Genomic DNA, 23412 nt, shown 5'->3' with positions numbered 1-23412 from the left:
TCCCGCCGCGGCGGCTTTCGCCGGCCGTCCCCCCGGCCGGTCGAAAAACCGTCATCTCTGTCATCGAAGCGTCACGGAACGGTAGTATTTCGGCAGCGGCGCCCGGCTAGGGTCCGCTCGGCCGCCGTCCCGCGGCGGCCGAGTCGCCGCCACCCGCCCGAGCGGACGGGCCAGGTCTTCCGGCCGTTCCGGCCGATCCCCGAGCCGCCCCCGCATCGGCCAGTCGAAGTCGCGATGGACGAGACCCTGATCGAACTGCCGGCCACCCCGTCCGCGACTCGTCGCGCCGGCCGCATCACCGGCCGAGGGCCGTCTCGCGGCTTGGCGACCCGGCCGGCAGAGGCGAGACTAGACCGCCCGGCACCTTTCGACGGCTTCCACCAGAAGGACGGACCAGCAGAGCCATGACAGATCCACGGGGCGAGCACATCGTGCGGGCCTTCGACGCCGAGCTGCAGGAGCTCGAGCACACCATCGTGCGCATGGGCGGCATGGCGGAGGCGGCGCTGGAGACCGCCGTCGAGGCGCTGGCCCGGCGCAACTCGACGGTCGCCGCCGAGGTCGTCCAGGGCGACCGCGAGATCGACCTGCTGGAGCAGCAGATCTCCGAACGCTCGATCCACACCCTGGCGCTGCGCCAGCCGATGGCCAGCGACCTGCGCGAGGTCGTGGCGGCGCTCCGCATCTCCGGCGAGCTGGAGCGGATCGGCGACTACGCCGCCAACATCGCCAAGCGCGCCATGGCGCTCAACCAGCTGCCGCCGATGCGCCCGGCGCACTCGATCCCGCGCATGGCCCGGCTGGTCCAGAGCAACATCAAGCGGGTGCTCGACGCCTATGTCGCGCGCGACGCCGAGCTGGCGGCCCACGTCTGGGAGAGCGACGAGGAGATCGACGAGACCTACACCAGCCTGTTCCGCGAGACCCTGACCTACATGATGGAGGATCCGCGCAACATCACGCCCTGCACCCACCTGCTGTTCATCGCCAAGAACATCGAGCGGATCGGCGACCACGCGACCAACGTCGCCGAGCTGGTCTACTACCTGGTCAAGGGGCAGCGGCTGGAAGGCGGCCGGCCGAAGGGCGACACCTCCAGCTACACCGTCGTCGAGCCGCCCGAAGGCGGTCGCGGCCGGGCCGCGACGGAGGAGAGCCCGAAGCCATGACTCCCTTGATCCTGCTGGTCGAGGACGAGGCCGCCCTGGTCACCCTGCTGCGCTACAACCTGGAGCGCGAGGGCTTCAAGCTGATCGAGGCGCGCGACGGCGAGGAGGCCCTGGTCCTGGCCAAGGAGGAGAAGCCGGACCTGATCCTGCTCGACTGGATGCTGCCGCTGATGAGCGGCCTCGAGGTCTGCCGGCAGCTGCGCCGGGCGCCCGAGAACCGGGACGTGCCGATCATCATCCTGACCGCCCGCGGCGAGGAGACCGACAAGATCCGCGGCCTCGACTCGGGCGCCGACGACTACATTACCAAGCCCTTCTCGCCCGCCGAGCTGATCGCCCGGATCCGCGCCGTGATGCGCCGCGCCCAGCCGGCCCTGTCCAGCGAGACCCTGGAGTTCGGCGACCTGATCATGGACCTGGCCGCGCACCGCGTGCGGCGCGGCGGCCGCCACGTCCACCTGGGCCCGACCGAGTTCCGCCTGCTGCGCTACCTGCTGCAGCACCCGGGCCGGGTGTTCAGCCGCGAGCAGCTGCTCGATGCGGTCTGGGGCCGCGACGTCTACGTCGAGCCGCGCACCGTCGACGTCCACATCCGGCGCCTGCGCAAGGCGCTCAACGACGGCGACGAGGCCGACCTGATCCGCACCGTCCGCTCCGCCGGCTACGCCCTGGATAACGGACAGCTGGTGGAATAGGCGCCGGGAGCAGGCTTCCCCCTCACCCTCCCGCTGCGCGGGTCCCTCCCTCTCCCCTGAGGGGAGAGGGGCGGGGTGAGGGGGCCACACGCCCCGGCCTCACGCGTACCTGAGCCGCTGCCCGATCCCCATCCGTTCCGCCTTCTGCAGCAGGGCGACGCCGAGCGCGACGTCGCTGGTGCTGAGGCCGCGGTGCCACAGCAGCAGCGTCTCCGCGTCCCGCTCGCGGCCGGGCTTCAGGCCGGCGACGATCTGGCCGAGCTCGGCGTGCAGCGTCGCCTCGCTGAGCTTGCCGGCATTGACGTGGGCCCGCAGCGAGCCGAAGGGGCCGCCCTTGCACTGGCCCCAGTCGTCGACCACCAGCTTGTCCATGATGTCGGTGAGGCTGAGCTCGACCGCGCTCATCGTGCCGTAGGGCACGACGAAGGCCGAGGGCTTGATCCACTCGGTCCTGAGCAGCGGCGTCGGCTCCGAGAGGCGCGAGGCCTCGACCACGATGTCGGCGCCCTCGACGGTCGAGCGCCAGTCCTCGGTCACCGTCACCGGCTTGCCGAGGTCGGCCGAGAGCTTCGCGGCGAAGGCCTCGCGGCTTTCCGGCCGGCGCGAATGCACGCGGATCTCCTCGAAGTCGAAGAGGTGGTCGAGCAGCCGGACGTTCCAGTAGGCCGTGCCGCGCGCGCCGATGTGGCCCAGGACCTTCGAATCCTTGCGCGCCAGGTACTTGGCGCCGACCGCCGTGACCGCGCCGGTGCGCATCTCGGTGATGCCGGTGGCGTCGACCAGGGCCGTCGGCGTGCCGGTCTCGGGGTCGAAGAGGTTGAGCACGCCGAACTCCGAGGGCAGGCCCTTCTTGTAGTTGTCGACGTAGTCGCCGACGATCTTCACCCCGGCCGCCTTGAGCGGCCGGATGTAGCCGCGCAGCACGTTGAAGTGGCCCTCGACCCGGCCCGGCTCGGGGATCAGGTGGACGCGCGGCTCGATCACCGTCTCGCCGCGGCCCTGGGCCGCCAGGCTGTCCTCGATCGCCGCCAGGATCTCCGCGTCGGTGAGCGCCAGGCGCTCGATGTCGGGGCCGTTCAGGTAGGTGATGTGGATCTCGGGCATGGCGGTCGGGGCTCCTGCGGGGACGGGGCGGGCGGGCCCGGCACCCTGGCAGAGCCCGGCATGATCGGGAACCCGCAGTTTCGCCAAAGCTGCTCTTCCGTCCGGGCCGCGGAGCGGGCAGTCTGCGGGCCATGGAAGCATTGGAACTCGACGGCGAGGGCCTGACCTGCCGGGCGCTCGCCGAGGCTGCCGCGGCGGTCCGGCCGGAGGTGCGCCTGGGCGACTCGGCACGGGCGCGTCTGGTCGCGGCGCGCGCGGTCGTCACCCGGGCCCTCGAGTCCGGCGAGGCGGTCTACGGGCTGACCACCGGGCTCGGCGCACGCGCCACCGAGCGCCTGTCGGAGGCCGAGCTCTCCGCCTTCTCGCTGCAGACCCTGCGCGGCCGGGCCCTGTCGCTCGGCCGGCCGCTGCCGGCCGCGGTCGTGCGCGCCGCCATGATCGTGCGGCTCAACGGCCTCGGCCGCGGCGCCGCCGGTTGCGACCCGGCGGTCGCCGACTTCCTGGTCGCCTGCCTCGCGCGCGGCCTGACGCCGCTGGTCCGCGAAAGCGGCTCGATCGGCGCCTCCGACCTGCTGCTCGGCGCGACGATGGGGCTGGCGCTGGCCGGCGAGGGCGAGCTGGTCGACGCCGAGGGGCGGGTCGGGCCGAGCACGGCGCTGCTGCGCGCCGCCGGCCTCGCCCCGCTGCCGCTCGGCCCGCGCGACGGCCTGGCGCTGGCCAACCACTCCAGCTTCTCGGGCGCCCTCGCCGCGCTCCTCGCCGCGCGGGCCGCGACGGCGCTCGCGGCCGTGCAGCGCAGCGCGGCCCTGTCGATGGAGGGCTTCCGCGCCAATCTCTCGCCGCTCGACCCGGCGGCCCTGGCGCTGCGCCCGCAGCCGGGCCAGGACGAGGCGGCGGCCGAGCTGCGCGAGCTGCTCGCGGGCAGCGGCCTCGAGGCACCGGGCGCGGCCCGGCGCCTGCAGGACCCGCTGTCCTTCCGCACCCTGCCGCAGACCCACGGCGCCGCCCATGCCGCCCTGGCGGCCGCGCGCGCGGCGGCGGAGGCCGAGATCAACGGCGCCAGCGACAACCCGGCGGTGCTGCTCGAGGACGACCGCGTGGTCTCCAACGGCGCCTTCCAGACGCCCTGGCTGACCCTGGCGGTCGAGACCCTGAACCGCGCCCTGGCGCAGGTCGCGGTGCTGCTGGTCGGGCGCTGCGCCAAGCTGCTGGCCGAGCGCTTCACCGGCCTGCCGCTGTTCCTGGCGCGTCCCGGCGCCGACAGCAACGGCTTCGCCCCGGTCATGAAGCTGGCCGAGGCGCTGCTCGGCGAGGTCCAGCAGGCGGCCCAGCCGGTCGCGGTCTGGCCGAGCGTCAACGCGGAGGGCGTCGAGGACTCGCTGACCAATGCGCCGCTCGCCGCGCGCTGCGGCCTCGGCCTGCTCGACGCCTTCGAGCGGCTGGTCGCGATCGAGGCCCTGGTCGCCGCCCAGGCGGTCGAGCTGCGCGGGCTCGCCGGGGCGCTGACGCCGCCGATGGCGGCGGTGCTGGCCGCCGTGCGCCGCCGCTCGCCGCCGCTCGCCGAGGACCGGCCGCTGGCGGCCGAGATCGAGGCCCTGGCCGGCGACCTGAGGGCCGGCGCCTTCGGGGAATAGCAGGCTGCGGGCTCCGCGCCCGGCCCGCTACTCGAAGGTCTTGACGACCTTGACGACCTGGCTGTCCTGCGGGTCGAGGCGGCGCTCGAAGCCGAGCTCGCCGCAGATCTGAAGCATCCGGCGGTTCTCGGTCAGGACGTCGCCGTGGACCTCCTTGATGCCGCGGCGCTGGGCGTAGTCGAGGATCCGGCGCATCAGCAGGAAGCCCAGGCCGCGCCCCTTGATCGCCGAGCGCACGGCGACGGCATACTCGGCGGTGCGGCCGTCGGGGTCGGCGGCGATCCGGGCCAGGCCGAAGATCTGGCCCGGCTCGTCGGGGAAGAGGCCGACCAGGGCCATCTCGCGGTCGTAGTCGATCTGGGTCATGCGCGCCGCCGACTCGTGGCCGATCTCGGCCTTCGGCGCGAAGAAGCGCAGGCGCATGTCCTCCGGCGTCAGGTGGCGATAGAGCTCCTGGACCGCCGGCTCGTCCTCCGGCTTGACCGGGCGGATCTTGACCGTCGTGCCGTCGAGCAGCGTGCCCTCCTGCTCCAGCGCCTTGGGGTAGGGCCGGATCGCCAGGCGCGCGGCCGGCGAGACCGTCGGGTCCACGGCCTCCTTCGGCTTGACCTTGACCCGCGCGTCGAGGGCGATGACGCCCTTGCTGTCGGCGAGCAGGGGGTTGATGTCGACCTCCGCCACCTCGGCCAGCTCGGCGGCCAGCTCCGAGAGGCGCACCAGCGCGAGGGCGATGGCCTCCAGGTCGGCCGGCGGCGTGTCGCGGTAGCCGCTGAGCAGGCGGTAGATCCGGGTCTCGGCCATCAGCGAGCGGGCGAGGCGCAGGTTCAGCGGCGGCAGGCCGATCGCCTTGTCCTTGACCACCTCGACCGCCGTGCCGCCCTGGCCGAACAGGACCGCCGGGCCGAACTGGTGGTCCTCGACCAGGCCGAGGATCAGCTCGATGGCGCCGGGCCGGCGGCACATCTCCTGCACCGAGAAGCCGTCGATGCGGGCGTCCGGCTTGGCCTCGCGGGCGCGGCGCAGGATCGCCTCGCCGTGGGTGCGCAGGTCGGCCTCGCTCTCCAGGTCGAGGGCGACGCCGCCGATGTCCGACTTGTGGGTGATGTCCGGCGACAGGATCTTGAGCGCGACCGGATAGCCGAGCTCGCCGGCGACCTGGACGGCCTCGTCGACCGTCGCCGCGGTGCGCGTGCGCACCGTCGGGATGCCGTAGCACTCCAGTATCCGCTTGGCCTCGGGCTCGGTCAGCCAGGTCCGCTGCTCGTCCTGGGCGCGGCGCAGGATCTCGCGCGCACCCTGGGTGTCGGGCTGGTGGCCCTCGGGGATCGAGGGCACGGTCTCGAGCAGCTCCTCCTGGCCGCGGCGGTAGCGCACCAGGTGCATGACCGCGCGGATCGCCCGCTCCGGCGTGTCGTAGGTCGGCAGGCGGTTGGCGGCGAACAGCCGGCGCGAGGCCTGCGCCGCCGGGTCGCCGAGCCAGTTGGTGAAGACCGGCCGGCGGATCTCGCGGGCGCGGGCGGCCTGCACCGTCTCGATCACCGCGCCGGCCGCCTCGCCGGGATCGGCGACCGCCGTCGGGCAGTTCATCACCAGCACGGCGTCGACGCCGGGATCGGCGAGCAGCGCCTCGAGGGCTGCCGAATAGCGGCTGCCCGGCGCGTCGCCGATGATGTCGACCGGGTTGCCGCGGCTCCAGGTCGCCGGCAGGGCGGCGTCGAGCGTCGCGATGGTCTCGGGCGCCAGCTCGGCCAGGCGGCCGCCCTGGTCGATCAAGGCGTCGGTCGCCAGCACGCCGGGGCCGCCGCCGTTGGTCAGGATCGCCAGGCGGTCGGCCGCGCCGCGTCGCGCCGGGCTGGCGGTCGCCAGGGTCTCGGCGGCGTCGAACAGCTCCTCCAGGGTCTGCACGCGCAGGGCGCCGGCGCGCCGGAAGGCGGCCTCGTAGACCGCGTCGGAGCCGGCCAGCGCGCCGGTGTGCGACGAGGCCGCCTTGGCGCCCTCGGCGTGGCGGCCGCCCTTGATGACGATGACCGGCTTGGCGCGCGAGGCGGCTCGGCAGGCCGACATGAACTTGCGCGCGTTGGTCACGCCCTCGACGTAGAGCAGGATCGCCCGGGTGCCCGGATCGACCGCCAGGTAGTCGAGCAGGTCGCCGAAGTCGACGTCGGTCATGTCGCCGAGCGAGACGACCTGGGAGAAGCCGATGCCGCGTGGCGCCGCCCAGTCGAGCATCGCCGTGACCATGGCGCCGGACTGGGTCAGGAAGGCGAGGTCGCCGGGCGCGGCGGCGATGTGGCTGAAGCTGGCGTCGATGCCGAGCCGCGGCAGCAGCACGCCGACGCAGTTCGGCCCGACGATGCGCAGGGTGTGCGGCCGGGCGGCGTCGAGCAGGCGCTGGCGCCGCGCGGCGCCGGCCTCGTTGCCGCCCTCGCCGAAGCCGGCGGTGATCACCACCGCGGCTCGCGTGCCGCGTGCGCCGAGCTCGGCGACCAGCTCCGGCACGCTGTCCGGCGGCGTGCAGATCACCGCCAGGTCGGGCGCGATCGGCAGGTCGGCGACCGAGGGGTAGGCGAGGGTGCCCTCGATCGCCGGATGCTTCGGGTGGACCGGCATGATCGGCCCGTCGAAGCCGCCGTTGAACAGGTTGCGGGCGACCACGCGGCCGACCGAGTCGGGCCGCTTGCTGGCGCCGATCAGCGCGAGGGAGGTCGGCTTGAACAGCCGGTCGAGGTTGCGCACGCTCATGGTCGTCTAGTCGCCTGCCAGAGTTTTGTTGCAGTGCAACATAGTGTCTCCGGACCGGCTCTTCAGCCTCTTTCTGATGACATCAGGAAGACAGTCTGTCGCGGTAGATCGTCTCGGCCTCGGGACCGAAGACGCAGAACACGACCCGCTCCAGGCCCGGATGGGCGGCGGTCCAGTCGCGGACCGTGGCGATGGCGATGTCGGCGGCGCGCTCCGGCGGGAAGCCGTAGACGCCGGTCGAGATCGCCGGGAAGGCGATGCTGGCGAGGCCGTGCTGCAGCGCCAGCGCCAGGCTGCTGCGGTAGGCCGAGGCCAGCAGCGCGTCCTCGCCGCTGCCGCCGCCGTGCCAGACCGGGCCGACCGTGTGGATGACGTAGCGCGCCGGCAGGCGGAAGCCGGGGGTGATCCGCGCCTCGCCGGTCGGGCAGCCGCCGTGCGCTGCCATCGCCCGGGCCAGCTCCGGCCCGGCCGCGCGGTTGATCGCGCCGTCGACCCCGCCGCCGGGGATCAGCCGGCCGTTGGCGGCGTTGACGATGGCGTCGACGGCGAGCCGGGTGATGTCCCCGGCGTGCAGCTCCAGGCGCGTCGCGGTCATGGCGCCAGTCTAGACCGCGTGGCCCGGCGCTGCCATAAGCGGCGCGCCATGCCGTCTCCCCGCCCCGATCCCGAGCCCGCCCCCGATCCCGGCCCCGATCCGGAGAGCGTCCTGATCTACGTCGGCCTCGACCTGCTCGGCGACGGCCTGATGAAGCTGCCGTTCCTGCGCGCCGTGCGCCGGGCCTGGCCGGCGGCGCGGGTCACCTGGCTGGCCGGCAAGGGGCGGACCGTCTTCGCCCACGAGCTGGCGCCGGCGGTCGCGGGCCTGCTCGACGAGGTGCTGGAGGACCAGGGCATCGGCCTGCGGGCCGGCGAGCTGCTGCGCCGGCCGCTGCCGGGCCGCCGCTTCGACCTGATCCTCGACACCCAGCGGCGCGGCCTGACCACCCTGATCCTGCGCCGCATCCGCCACCGCCGCTTCGTCTCGGCGACCGGCGGCTGGTTGCTCTCGGACCGGCGCGGGCCGCGGCGCCGGCCGCCGCGCATGGTCGACCAGCTGCTCGAGCTCGCCTCGGTGGCGCGCTGGGGTGCGGCCGGCGGTCCGCTCGATCCTTCCGGCAGCGTAGCGGTGCCGCGGGCCCTGGCCGAGGCCGCCGCGGCGGCGCTGCCCGGGGGACCGCGGCGCCTGCTGCTCTGCCCCGGGGCCGGCGGCAAGCTGAAGTGCTGGCCGCTGGAGAGCTACCTGGCGCTCGCCGCCGAGGCGGCCGCCGGCGGCTGGGCGCCGGCCTTCCTGCTCGGTCCCCAGGAGCAGGGCTGGCGCGAGCGGATCGCGGCGATCCTGCCGGACGCCGACTTCCCGCTGGAGCGCATGCCGGAGGCCTCGCCGCTGGCCTCCCTGGCGCTGGCCGCGCGCTGCCGGGTCGCGGTCGCCAACGACGCCGGGCCGGGCCACCTCTGCGCCGCCGCCGGCGTGCCGCTGGTCTCGCTGTTCGGCCCGACCGCGCCGGCCAAGTTCGCGCCCTGGACCGGCCAGGGCAGGGGGCGGGGCCGGATCCTGCGGGCCCAGGATTTCGGGGGCGCGGGGTCGGAGGGGCAGATGGCCGCGATCCCGCTCGCGGCGGTGCGTCAGGCGGTCGAGGAGCTCTCGGCGGCCGGCTTCGGCGGATAGACCCGGATCAGCAGCAGCAGGAGCAGCAGGCCGGGGATCGCCAGGGCCAGGGTCGAGACGTAGAAGCCGGCCCAGCCGAGCTCGGCGGCGAGCCAGCCGCTGGAGGTCGCGAAGAGGGTCCGGCCGAAGGCCATCAGCGAGGTCAGCAGCGCGTACTGCGTGCCGGTGAAGGCGACGTTGCAGAGGCTCGAGAGGTAGGCGACAAAGGCGGCCGAGCCGAGGCCGCCCGTGAAGTTGTCGGCCCCGACCACGACCGCCAGAGTCGCCACGCCGTCCAGATGCATCGCGGCCTGGGCCGCGAACAGCAGGTTGGTGGCGGCCTGGAGAACGCCGCCGACGAAGAGGGCCGGCAGGATCCCCAGGCGCGCCACCAGGGCGCCACCGGCGAAGACTCCGGCCAGCGTGGCAAGGACGCCGAAGACTTTGGTGACACCCGCAATCTCGACGCCGCTGTAGCCGAGGTCGTGAAAGAAGGGGTTCTGCATCGCGCCGGCGACGGCGTCGCCGTACTTGTAGAGCAGCACGAACAGCAGGATCACCAGCCAGCCGCGCCGGCCCATGAAGTCGAGGAAGGGGTCGAGGACGGCGTAGCGCAGCCGCGCCAGCACCAGGGCCTCGCCCTGCTTGCGGGCGAATTCCGCCGGCCGCGGCGGCCGGGCCGGCTCCGGGCCGATCGCGCTGCCGAGCAGGCCGAGCAGCATCATCCCGGCCATGATCAGGTAGACCAGGTCCCAGGACAGGAAGTCGGACAGGCCGATCGCGCCGGCGCCGGCGACGATCATGCCGATCCGGTAGCCGGCCTGGGTGGTCGCCGCGCCGGCGCCCTGCTCCGCCTCGTCCAGCACCTCGATGCGGTAGGCGTCGACGACGATGTCCTGGGTCGCCGAGAGGGTCGCCATCAGCAGGGCCGCCAGGAAGGTCGTGAGCGGCGCCGCGACCGGGTTGGTCTGGCCGACCAGGGCGATCGCGCCGGCCAGCGCCAGCTGGATCGCGATCAGCCAGCCGCGGCGGTGGCCGAAGCGGCGCGTGAAGAAGGGCAGCGGCAGGTGGTCGAGCGCCGGCGCCCAGAGGAACTTGAAGGCGTAGGGCGTGCCGATCGAGAGGGTCAGGCCGATCGTCGTCAGGTCGACCCCGGCCTTGGCCATCCAGTAGCTGAGCGTCGAGAAGCCGAGCAGCAGCGGCAGGCCGCTGGCGTAGCCCATCAGCAGCACGGCCAGCATGCGCCGGGTGCCGTAGACGGCCATCGCCTGCCGCCAGTCGCGCCGCGCCCTGGGCGCGCTCATCGCCGGATCCGGAAGCTCGTCATCGCGGGCACGCTTATACGCTGCCGCCGGGAGTCGCAGGCAAGCGAAGAAACGGGGGCGGGGCCCGGAACCGGGCCCGCCGGCAGGCGGCGGCGGAGGCCACAAACGGTAGAGCCGCGGTTGGGGGCCGCGGCTCTGCCTGGGGTTTGGAGGGAAGCAGTAGCGTTTGGGGGACGGCTACCGTAATCAGGAGCATAGGCGCGAGTTATTAAGCGATGGTTAACGCGCAACGGAAAATTGCGGTCGCGCCGGAAATTTCTCGACCGGAGGGGGAGCATGGCCGAGACGATCCACCGACACGGCGATCCGCAGGGGGCGCCGCGCCCGGCCTCTCGCTACAGCCAGCTGGTCAGCGTCGAGCCGCACCGGCGCTGGGTCTGGTTCTCCGGGCAGGTCGGCGTGGCGCCGGACGGCACCCTGGCCGAGGACGCGGCCGGCCAGATCCGCCAGGCCTGGGCCAACCTGCTGGCGCTGCTGCACGCCGAGGGCCTCGGCCCCGAGAACCTGGTGCGGACCAACGCCTACCTGACCCGCCAGGACCTGCTGCCGGCCTACCGCGCGGCGCGCGACGCGGCACTGGCCGGCGCCGCGCCGGCCTCGACCCTGCTGGTCGTCGCCGGCCTGGCCGATCCCGCCTGGGTCGTCGAGATCGAGGCCGTGGCCGCGAGCTGAGCGGGCATCCGCGCTCGCTTCCTGCGCTTTCGCGGCTCCCGATTCGCTTCACCCTGAGCCTGTCTGAACAGCCTGTCGAAGGGCGAAGCGAAGACGGCACGGACGGAGCCGAATGGCTTCACCCTTCGACAGGCTCAGGATGAAGCCATTTGGCAATGGTCGTGGACAGCCGGCCTGATCGGCTTCACGCCGCCGTGCCGCCGACGGTGATCGAGGAGATCAGCAGCGAGGGCTGGCCGACGCCGACCGGCACGCCCTGGCCCTCCTTGCCGCAGGTGCCGATGCCGGGGTCGAGGGCCATGTCGTTGCCGATCGCCGCGACCCTGGTCATGACGTCGGGGCCGTTGCCGATCAGCGTCGCGCCCTTGACCGCCGGCCCGACCTTGCCGTCCTCGATCAGGTAGGCCTCGGTGCAGGAGAAGGTGAACTTGCCGCTGGTGATGTCGACCTGGCCGCCGCCGAAGTTGACGGCGTAGAGGCCCTTCTTGACGCCGGCCAGCAGCTCGGCCGGCTCGCGGTCGCCGCCCAGCATGATGGTGTTGGTCATGCGCGGCATCGGGATGTGGGCGAAGGACTGGCGCCGGCCGTTGCCGGTCGGCTTCATGCCCATCAGGCGGGCGTTCTGGCGGTCCTGCATGTAGCCGACCAGCCTGCCGTCCTCGATCAGCACCGTGCGCTCCGAGGGCGTGCCCTCGTCGTCGACGGTCAGGGAGCCGCGCCGGTCGGGGATGGTGCCGTCGTCGACCACCGTGACACCGGGCGCGGCGACCCGCTCGCCGAGCAGGCCGGCGAAGGCCGAGGTCTTCTTGCGGTTGAAGTCGCCCTCCAGGCCGTGGCCGACCGCCTCGTGCAGCAGGATGCCGGGCCAGCCCGAGGCCAGCACGACCGGCATCTCGCCAGCCGGCGCGTCGATCGAGGAGAGGTTGACGACCGCCTGGCGGATCGCCTCGTCGACGCCGGCCCTCCACTCGGCCGGGTCGATCAGCTTGTCGTAGGAAAAGCGGCCGCCGAAGCCGTGGCTGCCGGTCTCCATGCGGCCGTCCTGCTCCATCACCACGGCGACGTTGAGCCGGACCAGCGGCCGCACGTCGGCCAGGCGCTCGCCGCCGGCGCGCAGGATCTGCACGGCCTGCCAGCTGCCGGAGACCCCCGCCGAGACCTGGCGGACCCGGGGGTCCCTGGCGCGGGCGTAGGCGTCGATCTCGCCGAGCAGCTTGACCTTGGTCTCGAAGGCCAGGGCGTTGAGCGGGTTGTCGTCGCTGTAGAGCCGCTGGTTGGTACCGGCCGGGCCGGCGGCCATGACGCCGCCGTGGCCGCGCTGCACTGCCTTGACCGTCTCGCCGGCACGCCGGACCGCGTCCTCGCTGAGCTCGCTGGCATGGGCGTAGCCCGCCGCCTCGCCGGCGACCGAGCGCAGGCCGAAGCCCTGGGCGGTGTCGAAGGAGGCGCTCTTCAGCCGGCCGTCGTCCCAGCCCAGCGCCTCGGACTGGCGGTACTCCAGGAACAGTTCGCCGTCGTCGGCGCCGCCCAGGGCATCGTCGACCAGGGCCTGCAGGCGGTCGCGGTCGAGGCCGGCCCGCTCGTAGAACAGCGCGTCGGTGGTGGCGAGATGGGACATGGCGGGGACCTCGGCTGGCTCGGGGGTGTCGGGGGCGAAAGGGCGATCGGCCATCATATGGCGGCAAGCGGCCGTCGTTGCACCCCCTCGCGGCAGGGGGGCAGGGGCGGGGCCGGGGCGGCGACGCATGCGCTTCCCGCATAGGTCGAGCTTCGCCCCCGGCTTGAAACGCATGGCTGGTTCGCCGACCTCCCTGGCGTCGACGGTCAATCGGGACCGTCCCCTCGGGTCGAAAAGGACTCATCCCCCCATGGTCATCCGTCTCGCCGCGTTCGCCCTGGCGTTCGCCGCCGCCACCCCTGCGCTCGCCATCGGCAACAGCGCCCGGGACCTCGCCATGCCGAGCCACGGCATCAGCTGCGAGCGGGGCATCAAGGACATGGAGAGCGAAGCGAAGGCCGCCGCGATCGGCGAGAAGCAGATGCAGCAGGCGCTGCAGGGCCTCGAGACGGCGCGCCAGGCCTGCCAGACCGGCGACCGCGCCGCCGCCGAGCAGGCGCTCCAGGGCGTCCGCCAGCTGTTCGCCGGCGAATAGCCGGCGCCGGGTCGCGGACGCGAGGCGCGGCGGCCGGCCGGCTGCCGCGCCTTTTTCTTGCGCCGCCCCGCCCGCATGCGACAAATGACCTGTCGTCGGGCAGGGGGCCACCATGACTCTCGGGATGAAGGAGCATCCGCTGCGCCGGGCCGTTTCGGCCGAGGTCCACGCGCGGCCCTTCATGCACCTGCAGCCGAGCGAGCGGGCGACCCATCTGGCGATGCTCTCGGGCGAGGAGGGGCGGACCGCGGACCGCGCCCACGTCGCGCGGCTCTGCCAGCACTACGGCGCGCCGCCGCCGGCCGACGGCGCCGACTTCCACCTCGTCGACCTCGGCCCCTTCCGGCTGCGCTGGGAGCGGCACACCGAGTTCTCCAGCTACTCCTTCCTGGCGCGCGAGGCGGCGCCGCTGCGCGACGACGGCCGGATCGGCCGCTTCGAGCATCCGGTCATCGAGCGGGTGCCGCGCGACTGGCTGGCCCAGCTGCCCGGCAGCCTGCTGGTCGGCGTGCATCTCGAGCTCGAGGCCGCCGACCTGCCCGAGGTCGCGCTCGAGGAGCTGCCGCAGCTGCTCGGCATCGAGAACTTCGCCGGCACCGCCGTCTCGGGCGGCGCGGCCACCGCCTATTTCAACTTCTCGATCAACGAGGACGGCTTCGGCCGGATCCTGGTGCGCGACCACAGCCTGCGGCCGCGCCAGGCCGGCCGGCTGGTCCAGCGGCTGTTCGAGATCGAGACCTACCGCACGATGGCGCTGCTCGCCTTTCCGACGGCGCGCCGCCACGTCGGCGACCTGTCGCGGCTCGGCGACGAGCTGACCGCCGTGACCCAGGCGCTGTCCGAGGCCGCCGGCGCCGTCGACGAGCAGGCCCTGCTCGACCGCCTGACGGCGGTCTCGGCCGAGATCGAGAAGCTGTCGGCCGAGACCTCCTACCGCTTCGGCGCGGCGCGCGCCTACAACGCCCTGGTCCTGAAGCGCGTCGCCGAGCTGCGCGAGGGCCGGATCGAGGGCCTGCAGACGATCGGCGAGTTCATGGACCGCCGGCTGACCCCGGCGATGCGCACCTGCGAGGCCGTCGCCGAGCGGCTCGACAGCCTGGCCAACCGGGTCGCCCGGACCAGCCAGCTGCTGCGCACCCGGGTCGACATCCACCTGGAGGCGCAGAACCGCGACCTGCTGCGCTCGATGGACCGCCGGGCCCGGCTGCAGCTGATGCTGCAGGAGACCGTCGAGGGGCTGTCCGTGGCGGCGATCACCTACTATGGTGTCGGTCTGGTACATTACTTGGCCGAGGGCCTGGAGGCCGGCGGGCTGCACCTGCCGACCAGCCTGGTCACCGGCATCGCGGTGCCGGTCGTCGCCGGTCTCTGCTGGATCGGGTTGCGCCGCGTGCGTCGCCAGCTCGCCGAGCGGGCCGGCTCGCCCGCGGATCGGCACGGGGAGTAGGAAAAGAGCGAGGCGAACGGCGAAAAAGCCTTGTTTTCGGACGCAATATGCCGCACGCGTCTCGGCTTGAGGGGCGTCGGCAAGTTGGCTAGTTTGCGCCCGATCGACAAAGGGACGGCGGCAAGAGGCGGCCGGCCCGGGACAAAAGGGGAAGGATGTCGATGCGCTGGTTGGTTCTGGCCGCCCTGGTGTGCGGTCTTTCTGCCGTCGGCGGCCATGCGTTCGCAGAGCAGCCGCAGGACTGGGCTCTCGGGCTGCAGCCGGCGGCCACGCACATCCGCGAGATGATCGGCTCGTTCCATCACGAACTGCTGATCATCATCACGGTGATCACCCTGTTCGTGACGGTGCTGCTGCTCTACGTGATCGTGCGCTTCCGCAAGGCGGCGAATCCGACGCCCTCCAAGCGCACCCACAACACGCTCATCGAGATCGTCTGGACCGTCGTGCCGGTCCTGATCCTGATGTTCATCGCCATCGACTCCTTCAAGCTCCTCTACGCCGAGGACGTCGTGCCCGACGCCGACCTGACGATCCGGGTCACCGGCCACCAGTGGAACTGGAGCTACGGCTACGACTCGCCGAAGGGCAAGTTCGAGTTCACCTCGCTGCCCCTGAGCGACGACGAGGACAAGGCCAAGGGGCTGCCGCGCCTGCTCGGCACCGACACCCAGCTGGTGCTGCCGGTGAACACGACCGTGCGCTTCATCGTGACCTCGACCGACGTCATCCACGACTTCACCGTGCCGGCCTTCGGCTTCAAGATCGACGCCGTGCCGGGCCGCGCCAACGAGACCTGGACCAAGGTCGAGAAGGAAGGCACCTACTACGGGCAGTGTTCGGAGCTGTGCGGCAGCGGCCACTACTTCATGCCGATCATGGTCAAGGTGGTGTCCAAGGAAGAGTTCAAGAAGTGGCTCGACAAGGCCCACGACGAGTATGCCGCGCTGCCGACGCCGAGCGGGGCCACCCAGCTCGCCGATGCCGGCCTGACGCGCTGAGACGAAACGAGAGGACCTGAAGCGAATGGCAACCGAGCACGCGGCCGCGCACGACACCCACGGGCATCACGACCACAAGCCCGGCTTCTTCGTCCGCTGGTTCTGTTCGACGAACCACAAGGACATCGGCACCCTCTACCTGATCTTCTCCTGCGTCGCCGGCCTGATCGGCGGCGCCTTCTCGGTCGTCATGCGCGCCGAGCTCGAGCACCCCGGCATCCAGATCATGAACCAGCTGTCCAGCGATCCCGGGCAGATGTGGAACGTGCTGATCACGGCGCACGGCCTGATCATGGTGTTCTTCGTGGTCATGCCGGCGCTGATCGGCGGCTTCGGCAACTGGTTCATCCCGCTCATGATCGGCTCGCCCGACATGGCCTTCCCGCGGATGAACAACATCTCGTTCTGGCTGATCGTGCCGGCCTTCCTGCTGCTGCTCGGCTCGGCCTTCGTCGGCCCCGGCGCCGGCACCGGCTGGACGATCTACCCGCCGCTGTCCTCGGCGCTCGGCCATCCCGGGCCATCGGTCGACATGGCGATCTTCGCCCTGCATTTGGCCGGCGCCAGCTCGATCCTGGGCGCGATCAACTTCATCACGACGATCTTCAACATGCGCGCGCCCGGCATGACGCTGCACAAGATGCCGCTGTTCATCTGGGCGATGCTGGTCACGGCCTTCCTGCTGCTGCTGGCCGTGCCGGTGCTCGGCGGCGCGATCACCATGCTGCTGACCGACCGCAACTTCGGCACCTCGTTCTTCAATCCCGAGCTCGGCGGCGACCCGATCCTGTTCCAGCACCTGTTCTGGTTCTTCGGCCACCCCGAGGTCTACATCATGATCCTGCCGGCCTTCGGGATCATCAGCCACGTCGTCTCGACCTTCTCGAAGAAGCCGGTGTTCGGCTACCTCGGCATGGCCTACGCCATGGTCGCGATCGGCGCGATCGGCTTCATCGTCTGGGCGCACCACATGTACGTCGTCGGCCTGGACGTCGACACCAAGGCCTACTTCACCGCCGCGACGATGATCATCGCGGTACCGACCGGCGTGAAGATCTTCAGCTGGATCGCCACGATGTGGGGCGGCTCGATCGAGTTCAAGACGCCGATGCTCTGGGCGGTCGGTTTCATCTTCCTGTTCACGATCGGCGGCGTGACCGGCGTCGTGCTGGCCAACGCCGGCATGGACACCGCCCTGCACGACACCTACTACGTGGTCGCGCACTTCCACTACGTGCTCAGCCTCGGCGCCGTCTTCGGCATCTTCGCCGGCATCTACTACTGGATCGGCAAGATGAGCGGGCGGACCTACCCCGAGTGGGCCGGCAAGCTGCACTTCTGGACGACCTTCATCGGCGTCAACCTGATCTTCTTCCCGCAGCACTTCCTCGGCCTGCAGGGCATGCCGCGGCGCTACGTCGACTATCCCGACGCCTTCGCCGGCTGGAACTACGTGTCCTCGATCGGCGCCTACATCTCCTTCGCCTCGACGATCTTCTTCGTCGGCGTGATGATCTACACGCTGACCGCCGGGCGCCGGGTGAGCGCCAACTACTGGGGCGAGGGCGCGACGACCCTGGAGTGGACCGTGGCGTCGCCGCCGCCGTTCCACACCTTCGAGGAACTGCCGCAGATCAAGTAATCCGGCAGTTCGAGGACAGGCGGCCCGGGTCGGGCCGGCCGCGGCCCGCTCGGCCCCGGCCGGCCTCCGGCGCCGTCTGCGGTTCAGCGTCAAGCGGATGGGATCACGGTGAGCGACAGCACGGCTGACATCGGACTGGGCCGGCCGGCCACGGCCCCCGGCGCCGCGCGGGCGGCGGGCGGCGAGGCGACGGTCGGCGACTACCTCGCGCTGCTCAAGCCGCGGGTCATGAGCCTCGTCGTGTTCACCGGTCTGGCCGGCCTGGTGGTGGCGCCGGGCCAGCTGCACCCGCTGCTCGCCGGCGTCGCGATCCTGTGCATCGCGATCGGCGCCGGCGCGGCCGGTGCCATCAACATGTGGTACGACCGCGACATCGACGCTGTGATGAGCCGGACCTGCAGCCGGCCGATCCCCAGGGGCCGGGTCGAGCCGGCCGAGGCGCTCGGCTTCGGCGTCGTGCTCTCGCTCTTCTCGGTCATGCTGATGGGCCTGGCGGTCAACTGGACCGCGGCGGCGCTGCTGGCGCTGGCCAACGGCTTCTACGTCTTCGTCTACACCATCTGGCTGAAGCGCCGGACGCCGCAGAACATCGTGATCGGCGGCGCCGCCGGCGCCTTTCCGCCGATGATCGGCTGGGCCGCCGTGACCGGCGGGCTCGACGTCGCGCCGCTGGTGCTGTTCGCCATCATCTTCCTCTGGACGCCGCCGCACTTCTGGGCGCTCGCGCTCTACCGGGCCGGCGACTACGCGCGCGCCGGCGTGCCGATGCTGCCGGTCGTCGCCGGCCCCGAGGCGACGCGACGCCAGATGCTGCTCTACACGCTGGTGCTGCTGCCGCTGGCGCCGCTGCCGAGCCTGCTCGGCATCGCCGGGCCGCTCTATGCCGGCCTCGCGATCCTGCTCGGCCTGCTGTTCATCGCCTGCGCGCTCGACGTGCTGCGCGACCGCGATCCGCGCGCGCCGAAGCGGATGTTCGGCTTCTCGATCCTCTATCTCTTCCTGCTGTTCGCGGCGCTGATCGTCGACCGCGGGCCGGGGCACCTCTCCAGCCTGCTGCCGGGCTTCGCCGGCGGCGTCCTGGGGTGAGCGCGATGGCCGCGAGCCAGGGCGGCAAGCCCAACGGCGGCCCGGCCGCCTCGCCGCGGCGCGATCCCGCCGACGAGGAGGCGCAGCGCCGGGCCTTCTACCGCGCCAAGCGCGGCAAGAACCTCGCGGTGCTGGCGGCGCTGGTCGGCTTCGCGCTGCTGGTCTACCTGGTCTCGATCGTGCGGATGAGCGGCTGAGGCGGCCATGGACCGGCACAGCGACTCCCCCCGGCCGGCGCCCCGGCGCGATGCCGCCCGCGGCAACCGGCGCGTCGCGGTCGTGCTGGCCGTGGTGGTCTGCGCGATGGTCGGCTTCGCCTTCGCGATGGTGCCGCTCTACCGGCTGTTCTGCCAAGTCACCGGCACCGGCGGCACGACCCGCACGGCGACGGTCGTGCCCGACCGGACCCTGGACCGCGTCGTCAAGATCCGCTTCGAGGGCTTCGTCAACCCGGGCCTGCCCTGGCGCTTCGAGCCGGAGCAGCGCGAGATGACCCTGAAGGTCGGCGAGCAGGGGCTCGCCTTCTTCAAGGCGACCAACCTGTCGGACCGGCCGACCGCCGGCGTCGCGACCTTCAACGTGACGCCCGGCAAGATCGGCCAGTTCTTCAACAAGGTGCACTGCTTCTGCTTCGACGCGCAGACGCTGCAGCCGAGGCAGTCGGTCGACATGGGGGTGTCGTTCTTCATCGACCCCTCGATCGCCGACGACCCGAACGTCGCCGAGGTCAAGACCATCACCCTGGCCTACACCTTCTTCCCCGACCCCGACGCGCTGGGCAAGGGCAAGGCGGGAGGCGCCGGCGAGCAGGACACCAGTGCGATCCAGAAGGTCGCGCCGGCCGAGCGGCAGACTGCCGCCCTTCCGAAGTGAGCGCGATTGAGCTATAGCCTGCCGCGAGACGCGGGGCAGTTCGAAGGGGAAAGAGGACCATGAGCGAGGCGCACGGCCAGCACCACCCTTACCATCTCGTCGACCCGAGCCCCTGGCCGCTGATCGGCGCATTTTCCGGCGGCGTGCTGGCGACCGGCATGGTGCTGTTCATGCACGAGATCACGCCCTGGCTGCTGCCGGTCGGCATCCTGCTGGTGCTGACCACGATGTTCGGCTGGTGGAGCCAGGTGGTCCACGAGGCCAGGGTCGGGCTGCACACGCCGATCGTGCGCATCGGCCTGCGCTACGGCATGCTGCTGTTCATCGCCTCGGAGGTGATGTTCTTCGTGGCCTTCTTCTGGGCCTACTTCGACGCCAGCCTGTTCCCGGACGAGGTCAAGCAGTTCCTGCGCACCCAGATCACCGGCGGCGTCTGGCCGCCGACCTCGATCCACACCTTCGATCCCTTCGCGCTGCCGTTCCTCAACACGCTGATCCTGCTGCTCTCGGGCTGCACCGTGACCTGGGCGCACCACGCCCTGCGCGAGGGCGACCGGCGCGGCATGATCCAGGGCCTGGGCCTGACGATCATCCTCGGCCTGATGTTCACCAGCTTCCAGGCCTTCGAGTACAGCCACGCCGCCTTCAGCTTCCGCGAGAACATCTATTCCTCGACCTTCTTCATGGCGACCGGCTTCCACGGCTTCCATGTGATCGTCGGCACGATCTTCCTGACGGTCTGCTTCTTCCGGGCGCTGCGCGGCGACTTCACGCCGGAAAGGCACGTCGGCTTCGAGGCGGCGGCCTGGTACTGGCACTTCGTCGACGTCGTCTGGCTGTTCCTCTTCACCTGCGTCTACTGGTACGGCGCGGGCGTACCGGCGGTCGAATGACCGCCGCCGCCCCGGTCCGGCCGTGAACGCCGGCTGGTCGGTCTCGCCGCTCCAGGCCGCGCTGCATTGCCGCTGCCCGCGCTGCGGCAAGGGCCGCCTCTACGGCGGCTATCTCGAGGTCGCGGACCGCTGCGAATCCTGCGGCCTCGACCTCAAGAAGGCCGACAGCGGCGACGGCCCGGCGGTCTTCCTGATCCTCGGCCTGGGCGCGCTCTTCGTGCCCCTGGCGCTCTGGGTCGACGCCGTCTGGGCGCCCTCGAAGTGGGTCCACATGGCGATCTGGGTGCCGACGGTGCTCGGCACGACGCTGCTGCTGATCCGGCCGCTCAAGGCCTACTTCATCGCCCTGCAGTACCGGCACCGCGCCTCGGACAGCGGCACCGAAGACTACGACAAGGACGAGTGAGCGGAGCGGCCCGGTGACCGCGAGCACCCGTTCCGGGCAACGACGACCAGGCGGGCGCCCCGGCGGGCCCTGGGCCTGGCCGATCGTGCTGGCCGCCCTGGCCCTGCTGGTCGGCCTCGGCGTGTGGCAGCTGCAGCGCCTCTCCTGGAAGGAGGGGCTGATCGCCCGGCTCCAGGAGCGCACGACCCAGGCCCCGGCGCCGCTGCCGCAGCCCCTGCCGGCCGATGTCGCGGCCCTGGAGTACCGGCCCTTCCGGGTCCAGGGGCACTATCTCAACGACAAGGAGCTGCACCTCGCCTCGCGGACCCGCGACAGCCAGGTCGGCCTGCATGTCGTCACGCCCTTCCGGCTCGACGACGGCCGCACCCTGCTGATCGACCGCGGCTGGCTGCCGCCGGACAAGCTCGATCCGGCGACGCGGCAGGACGGCCTGCTGCAGGGCGAGGCGACCCAGGTCGGCCTGCTGCGCCGCGGCGGCTGGCACGGCCTCAAGTGGTTCCAGCCGGTCAACGAGCCGGCCAAGAACCAGTGGCTCTGGCTCGACCTGCCGGCCATGGCCCAGGTCGCCGGCCTGGAACAGCCGATCACCGACTTCTACCTCGAGGCCCTGCCCGACCAGCATCCCGGCGCCTGGCCGGTCGGCGGCCAGACCCGCGTCACCCTCAGGAACGACCATCTGCAGTACGCGCTCACCTGGTTCTCGCTCGCGGTCGTGCTGCTGATCGTCTTCCTGGTCTGGCGACGCAAGCGCGGCTAGCTCTCCTCCTCCTCCGCGTCCCCGGCCTGCCGCTCGTGCAGCAGGTCGACGATGCGCTCGGTCAGCTTGCGGGCGCGGATGTCGAGCAGGCCGGTGTCGATGTCGGCGCGGTTGCCGTCGGTCAGCACGATCTTGACCCCGCGTGACAGGATGCCGCGCTTCAGGCTGACCTCGGAGACCTGCTCCCAGGGCACGAGCTCGTCGCCGCGCCGGAAGTCGCGGAAGCCCTCGCGCTCCAGCACGACGGCCGGGCCGGGGGTGCGCAGCTCGCGGATCACCGACCAGGCGGCGAAGCCGAAGACGCTGCCAACGACGAGCAGCGCGACCAGGCTCTCGCGCAGGGGGCCCTGCCCCTCCACGACCCGGTAGAGGATCAGCGCCGGCAGGATGAAGTGGGTCGCCAGCAGGGCGCGCGCCTTGGCACGGTTGAGCGGAATGCGCAGCAGCACCTCGCCCGTCCCGTCGCCCGGCCGCCTGCCGCTGTCCGGCAGCTTGCCTGCCATGCCGTCTCTCCTGTTCAGTGTCGGGGAACGGACCTGTAGTCCCCGGGTTGGGGGAGCGGTCCCCTTATAGGGGCCGGACGACGAGGATGGGAGCCCGATGAACGAAACGCCCTACAGCCGACTGGAAGCCCGCTTCCGCCGCCGCCAGGCCCTCGACGAGGCCGCCGGCATGCTGCAGTGGGACTGGGCGGCGATGATGCCGGCGGGCGGCGCCGCGGCGCGTGCCGAGCAGCTGGCGGTCCTGGAGGTGCTGAGCCACGAGATGCTCACCGCTCCGGAGACCGAGGAGCTGCTCGACGCGAGCGAGGCGGAGGCGCCGGCGCTCGGTCCGTGGCAGCGCGCCAACCTGGGCGAGATGCGCCGGGAGTGGCGCCACGGCACGGCGCTCGACGCCGGCCTGGTCGAGGCGCTGTCGCGCGCCTCCCAGCGCTGCGAGCTGGCCTGGCGGCAGGCCCGGGCCGAGAGCGACTACGCGGCGGTCAAGCCGCTGCTCGCCGAGCTGCTGACCCTGGTGCGCCGCAAGGCCGAGGCCAAGGCGGCGGCGCTCGGCCTGTCGCCCTACGAGGCGCTGGTCGACGCCTACGAGCCGGGCCTGCGGGTCTCAGACATCGACCCGCTGTTCGACGACCTGGCCGGCTTCCTGCCCGATTTCCTCGGCGCGGTGCTGGAGCGCCAGGCGGCACGGCCGGCGGGCGAGCTGCCGCCCGGGCCGTTCCCGGCCGAGCATCAGAAGCGCCTCGCCGAGCGGCTGATGGCCGCCATCGGCTTCGATTTCGAGCACGGCCGGCTCGACACCTCCGCCCATCCCTTCTGCGGCGGCGTCTCGGAGGACGTGCGCATCACCACGCGCTACGACGAGGCCGACTTCGCCAGCGCCATGATGGGCGTGCTGCACGAGACCGGCCACGCCCTCTACGAGCGCGGCCTGCCGGCCGCCTGGCGGCTGCAGCCCGTCGGCCGGGCGCGCGGCATGGCGATGCACGAGAGCCAGTCGCTGCTGATGGAGATGCAGGCCTGCCGCAGCCCCGAGTTCGTCGGCTTCCTGGCGCCGCTGGCCCGGGAGGCCTTCGGCGGCAGCGGCCCCCTGTGGGAGCCGGAGAACCTGCTGCGCCTCTACCACCGGGTCGAGCCGGGCTTCATCCGGGTCGAGGCCGACGAGGTCACCTATCCGGCGCATATCATCCTGCGCTACCGCCTGGAGCGCGCCCTGGTCGCGGACGAGCTGTCGCTCGACGACCTGCCGGGCGCCTGGAACGAGGGCTTCCACCGTCTGCTCGGCATGACGCCGCCGGACGACCGGCTCGGTTGCCTGCAGGACATCCACTGGTACGACGGCGCCTTCGGCTACTTCCCGACCTACACCCTGGGCGCGCTGATCGCCGCCCAGCTGTTCGACGCCGCCCGCCGCGCCCGGCCGGAGATCCCCCAGGCGATCGGCCGCGGCGACTTCACGCCGCTGCTCGGCTGGCTGCGCGAGAAGGTGCACGGCGAGGCCTCGCGCTGGAGCACCGCCGAGCTGGTCGGGCGCGCCAGCGGCAAACCCCTCGATCCCGGCGTCTTCAAGGCCCATCTGAAAGCCCGCTATCTCGACTCCTGAGGCGCCGGCCCGGTCCCGCGGGCGCTGCG

At 72.1% G+C, this 23412-nt stretch carries 22 protein-coding genes; 16 read left to right on the top strand and 6 right to left on the bottom strand.

Annotated elements, in window-relative coordinates; all coding sequences use genetic code 11:
• Nucleotides 1-404 precede the first annotated feature (404 nt).
• Nucleotides 405-1169 carry a phosphate signaling complex protein PhoU gene (gene phoU / locus B9O00_RS03580; protein WP_085121032.1) on the top strand — a complete coding sequence of 255 codons (765 nt, stop codon included), beginning with the start codon at nucleotides 405-407 and terminating at the stop codon, nucleotides 1167-1169.
• A complete protein-coding gene (gene phoB, locus B9O00_RS03575; protein WP_085121031.1) occupies nucleotides 1166-1864 on the top strand; it encodes a phosphate regulon transcriptional regulator PhoB in 699 nt (232 codons plus the stop codon). Before phoU ends, phoB begins: the two co-directional genes overlap by 4 nt.
• A 99-nt stretch (nucleotides 1865-1963) precedes the next feature.
• On the opposite strand, the gene B9O00_RS03570 is transcribed toward phoB, so the two are convergent.
• Nucleotides 1964-2968, bottom strand: coding sequence for an ornithine cyclodeaminase family protein (locus tag B9O00_RS03570; RefSeq protein WP_085121030.1), 1005 nt, complete (start codon nucleotides 2966-2968; stop codon nucleotides 1964-1966).
• Between the two features lie 131 nt (nucleotides 2969-3099).
• Between B9O00_RS03570 and B9O00_RS03565 the strand changes: the two genes are divergently transcribed.
• Nucleotides 3100-4602, top strand: a complete 1503-nt coding sequence (locus B9O00_RS03565) for an aromatic amino acid ammonia-lyase (RefSeq protein ID WP_085121029.1) — start codon at nucleotides 3100-3102, stop codon at nucleotides 4600-4602.
• Nucleotides 4603-4629: 27 nt separating this feature from the next.
• Here the strand turns inward: B9O00_RS03565 and B9O00_RS03560 are convergent, their stop codons facing one another.
• Together B9O00_RS03560 and B9O00_RS03555 are read right to left on the bottom strand one after the other, a co-directional pair.
• A complete protein-coding gene (locus tag B9O00_RS03560) occupies nucleotides 4630-7344 on the bottom strand; it encodes a bifunctional acetate--CoA ligase family protein/GNAT family N-acetyltransferase (protein ID WP_085121028.1) in 2715 nt (904 codons plus the stop codon).
• An 82-nt stretch (nucleotides 7345-7426) separates the two neighbouring features.
• Nucleotides 7427-7939 carry an O-acetyl-ADP-ribose deacetylase gene (locus tag B9O00_RS03555; RefSeq protein ID WP_085121027.1) on the bottom strand — a complete coding sequence of 171 codons (513 nt, stop codon included), beginning with the start codon at nucleotides 7937-7939 and terminating at the stop codon, nucleotides 7427-7429.
• Nucleotides 7940-7987: 48 nt separating this feature from the next.
• On the opposite strand from B9O00_RS03555, the gene B9O00_RS03550 reads away from it, so the two are divergent.
• Nucleotides 7988-9049 carry a glycosyltransferase family 9 protein gene (locus tag B9O00_RS03550; RefSeq protein ID WP_085121026.1) on the top strand — a complete coding sequence of 354 codons (1062 nt, stop codon included), beginning with the start codon at nucleotides 7988-7990 and terminating at the stop codon, nucleotides 9047-9049.
• Here B9O00_RS03550 and B9O00_RS03545 read toward each other — a convergent pair.
• Nucleotides 9007-10332, bottom strand: a complete 1326-nt coding sequence (locus B9O00_RS03545; RefSeq protein WP_085121025.1) for an AmpG family muropeptide MFS transporter — start codon at nucleotides 10330-10332, stop codon at nucleotides 9007-9009. The genes B9O00_RS03550 and B9O00_RS03545 overlap by 43 nt on opposite strands.
• Before the next feature lie 297 nt (nucleotides 10333-10629).
• Here B9O00_RS03545 and B9O00_RS03540 point away from each other — a divergent pair, with 297 nt between their 5' ends.
• The gene (locus tag B9O00_RS03540) at nucleotides 10630-11025 is read left to right on the top strand and encodes a RidA family protein (RefSeq protein ID WP_085121024.1); all 396 of its coding nucleotides are present in this window, start codon (nucleotides 10630-10632) and stop codon (nucleotides 11023-11025) included.
• A gap of 184 nt (nucleotides 11026-11209) precedes the next feature.
• On the opposite strand, the gene tldD is transcribed toward B9O00_RS03540, so the two are convergent.
• Nucleotides 11210-12643, bottom strand: coding sequence for a metalloprotease TldD (gene tldD / locus B9O00_RS03535; RefSeq protein ID WP_085121023.1), 1434 nt, complete (start codon nucleotides 12641-12643; stop codon nucleotides 11210-11212).
• A 250-nt stretch (nucleotides 12644-12893) separates the two neighbouring features.
• Between tldD and B9O00_RS03530 the strand changes: the two genes are divergently transcribed.
• The 10 genes from B9O00_RS03530 to B9O00_RS03485 all read left to right on the top strand — a co-directional run bounded on the left by B9O00_RS03530 (nucleotide 12894) and on the right by B9O00_RS03485 (nucleotide 21283).
• Nucleotides 12894-13178, top strand: a complete 285-nt coding sequence (locus tag B9O00_RS03530) for a hypothetical protein (RefSeq protein ID WP_085121022.1) — start codon at nucleotides 12894-12896, stop codon at nucleotides 13176-13178.
• A 112-nt stretch (nucleotides 13179-13290) separates the two neighbouring features.
• Complete coding sequence (locus tag B9O00_RS03525; RefSeq protein WP_085121021.1) at nucleotides 13291-14625, top strand: DUF3422 family protein; 1335 nt, start codon at nucleotides 13291-13293, stop codon at nucleotides 14623-14625.
• A gap of 161 nt (nucleotides 14626-14786) precedes the next feature.
• Nucleotides 14787-15626 (top strand): cytochrome c oxidase subunit II, encoded by an 840-nt coding sequence (gene coxB, locus B9O00_RS03520; protein WP_089229557.1) that lies wholly within the window; start codon nucleotides 14787-14789, stop codon nucleotides 15624-15626.
• Between the two features lie 25 nt (nucleotides 15627-15651).
• A complete protein-coding gene (ctaD, locus tag B9O00_RS03515) occupies nucleotides 15652-17268 on the top strand; it encodes a cytochrome c oxidase subunit I (protein WP_085121019.1) in 1617 nt (538 codons plus the stop codon).
• A 135-nt stretch (nucleotides 17269-17403) separates the two neighbouring features.
• Nucleotides 17404-18354: a heme o synthase gene (locus tag B9O00_RS03510; RefSeq protein ID WP_235017036.1), complete on the top strand. Its 951-nt coding sequence runs from the start codon at nucleotides 17404-17406 to the stop codon at nucleotides 18352-18354.
• Between the two features lie 5 nt (nucleotides 18355-18359).
• Complete coding sequence (locus B9O00_RS03505; RefSeq protein ID WP_085121017.1) at nucleotides 18360-18551, top strand: cytochrome c oxidase system small membrane protein; 192 nt, start codon at nucleotides 18360-18362, stop codon at nucleotides 18549-18551.
• Nucleotides 18552-18558: 7 nt separating this feature from the next.
• Nucleotides 18559-19227, top strand: coding sequence for a cytochrome c oxidase assembly protein (locus B9O00_RS03500; RefSeq protein ID WP_085121016.1), 669 nt, complete (start codon nucleotides 18559-18561; stop codon nucleotides 19225-19227).
• Nucleotides 19228-19286: 59 nt separating this feature from the next.
• Entirely contained in the window at nucleotides 19287-20120 is an 834-nt protein-coding gene (locus B9O00_RS03495) for a cytochrome c oxidase subunit 3 (RefSeq protein WP_085121015.1), read from the top strand.
• Nucleotides 20121-20142: 22 nt separating this feature from the next.
• Nucleotides 20143-20526 carry a DUF983 domain-containing protein gene (locus B9O00_RS03490; RefSeq protein ID WP_085121014.1) on the top strand — a complete coding sequence of 128 codons (384 nt, stop codon included), beginning with the start codon at nucleotides 20143-20145 and terminating at the stop codon, nucleotides 20524-20526.
• Nucleotides 20527-20539: 13 nt separating this feature from the next.
• Nucleotides 20540-21283 (top strand): SURF1 family protein, encoded by a 744-nt coding sequence (locus B9O00_RS03485; RefSeq protein ID WP_085121013.1) that lies wholly within the window; start codon nucleotides 20540-20542, stop codon nucleotides 21281-21283.
• Here B9O00_RS03485 and B9O00_RS03480 read toward each other — a convergent pair.
• Complete coding sequence (locus tag B9O00_RS03480) at nucleotides 21280-21786, bottom strand: hypothetical protein (RefSeq protein WP_085121012.1); 507 nt, start codon at nucleotides 21784-21786, stop codon at nucleotides 21280-21282. The genes B9O00_RS03485 and B9O00_RS03480 overlap by 4 nt on opposite strands.
• Before the next feature lie 97 nt (nucleotides 21787-21883).
• Between B9O00_RS03480 and B9O00_RS03475 the strand changes: the two genes are divergently transcribed.
• On the top strand, nucleotides 21884-23383 hold the full coding sequence (locus B9O00_RS03475; protein ID WP_085121011.1) for a carboxypeptidase M32: 1500 nt from the start codon (nucleotides 21884-21886) through the stop codon (nucleotides 23381-23383).
• Nucleotides 23384-23412 lie beyond the last annotated feature (29 nt).

Origin of the sequence: Tistlia consotensis USBA 355, assembly GCF_900177295.1 — a bacterium.
GTDB lineage: Bacteria > Pseudomonadota > Alphaproteobacteria > Kiloniellales > DSM-21159 > Tistlia > Tistlia consotensis.
This window is presented reverse-complemented; position numbering and strand designations above follow the sequence as displayed.

Excerpts from the sequence above, each read along its gene's own strand:
- B9O00_RS03495 (WP_085121015.1), top strand. The coding sequence starts at position 19,287 with ATGAGCGAGGCGCACGGCCAGCACCACCCTTACCATCTCGTCGACCCG.
- B9O00_RS03500 (WP_085121016.1), top strand. The coding sequence starts at position 18,559 with ATGGACCGGCACAGCGACTCCCCCCGGCCGGCGCCCCGGCGCGATGCC.
- B9O00_RS03545 (WP_085121025.1), bottom strand. The coding sequence starts at position 10,332 with ATGAGCGCGCCCAGGGCGCGGCGCGACTGGCGGCAGGCGATGGCCGTC.
- ctaD (WP_085121019.1), top strand. The coding sequence starts at position 15,652 with ATGGCAACCGAGCACGCGGCCGCGCACGACACCCACGGGCATCACGAC.
- B9O00_RS03530 (WP_085121022.1), top strand. The coding sequence starts at position 12,894 with ATGGTCATCCGTCTCGCCGCGTTCGCCCTGGCGTTCGCCGCCGCCACC.
- phoU (WP_085121032.1), top strand. The coding sequence starts at position 405 with ATGACAGATCCACGGGGCGAGCACATCGTGCGGGCCTTCGACGCCGAG.
- B9O00_RS03565 (WP_085121029.1), top strand. The coding sequence starts at position 3,100 with ATGGAAGCATTGGAACTCGACGGCGAGGGCCTGACCTGCCGGGCGCTC.
- B9O00_RS03475 (WP_085121011.1), top strand. The coding sequence starts at position 21,884 with ATGAACGAAACGCCCTACAGCCGACTGGAAGCCCGCTTCCGCCGCCGC.
- phoB (WP_085121031.1), top strand. The coding sequence starts at position 1,166 with ATGACTCCCTTGATCCTGCTGGTCGAGGACGAGGCCGCCCTGGTCACC.
- B9O00_RS03560 (WP_085121028.1), bottom strand. The coding sequence starts at position 7,344 with ATGAGCGTGCGCAACCTCGACCGGCTGTTCAAGCCGACCTCCCTCGCG.
- B9O00_RS03570 (WP_085121030.1), bottom strand. The coding sequence starts at position 2,968 with ATGCCCGAGATCCACATCACCTACCTGAACGGCCCCGACATCGAGCGC.
- B9O00_RS03525 (WP_085121021.1), top strand. The coding sequence starts at position 13,291 with ATGACTCTCGGGATGAAGGAGCATCCGCTGCGCCGGGCCGTTTCGGCC.
- B9O00_RS03550 (WP_085121026.1), top strand. The coding sequence starts at position 7,988 with ATGCCGTCTCCCCGCCCCGATCCCGAGCCCGCCCCCGATCCCGGCCCC.
- B9O00_RS03555 (WP_085121027.1), bottom strand. The coding sequence starts at position 7,939 with ATGACCGCGACGCGCCTGGAGCTGCACGCCGGGGACATCACCCGGCTC.
- B9O00_RS03540 (WP_085121024.1), top strand. The coding sequence starts at position 10,630 with ATGGCCGAGACGATCCACCGACACGGCGATCCGCAGGGGGCGCCGCGC.
- coxB (WP_089229557.1), top strand. The coding sequence starts at position 14,787 with ATGCGCTGGTTGGTTCTGGCCGCCCTGGTGTGCGGTCTTTCTGCCGTC.
- tldD (WP_085121023.1), bottom strand. The coding sequence starts at position 12,643 with ATGTCCCATCTCGCCACCACCGACGCGCTGTTCTACGAGCGGGCCGGC.
- B9O00_RS03480 (WP_085121012.1), bottom strand. The coding sequence starts at position 21,786 with ATGGCAGGCAAGCTGCCGGACAGCGGCAGGCGGCCGGGCGACGGGACG.
- B9O00_RS03505 (WP_085121017.1), top strand. The coding sequence starts at position 18,360 with ATGGCCGCGAGCCAGGGCGGCAAGCCCAACGGCGGCCCGGCCGCCTCG.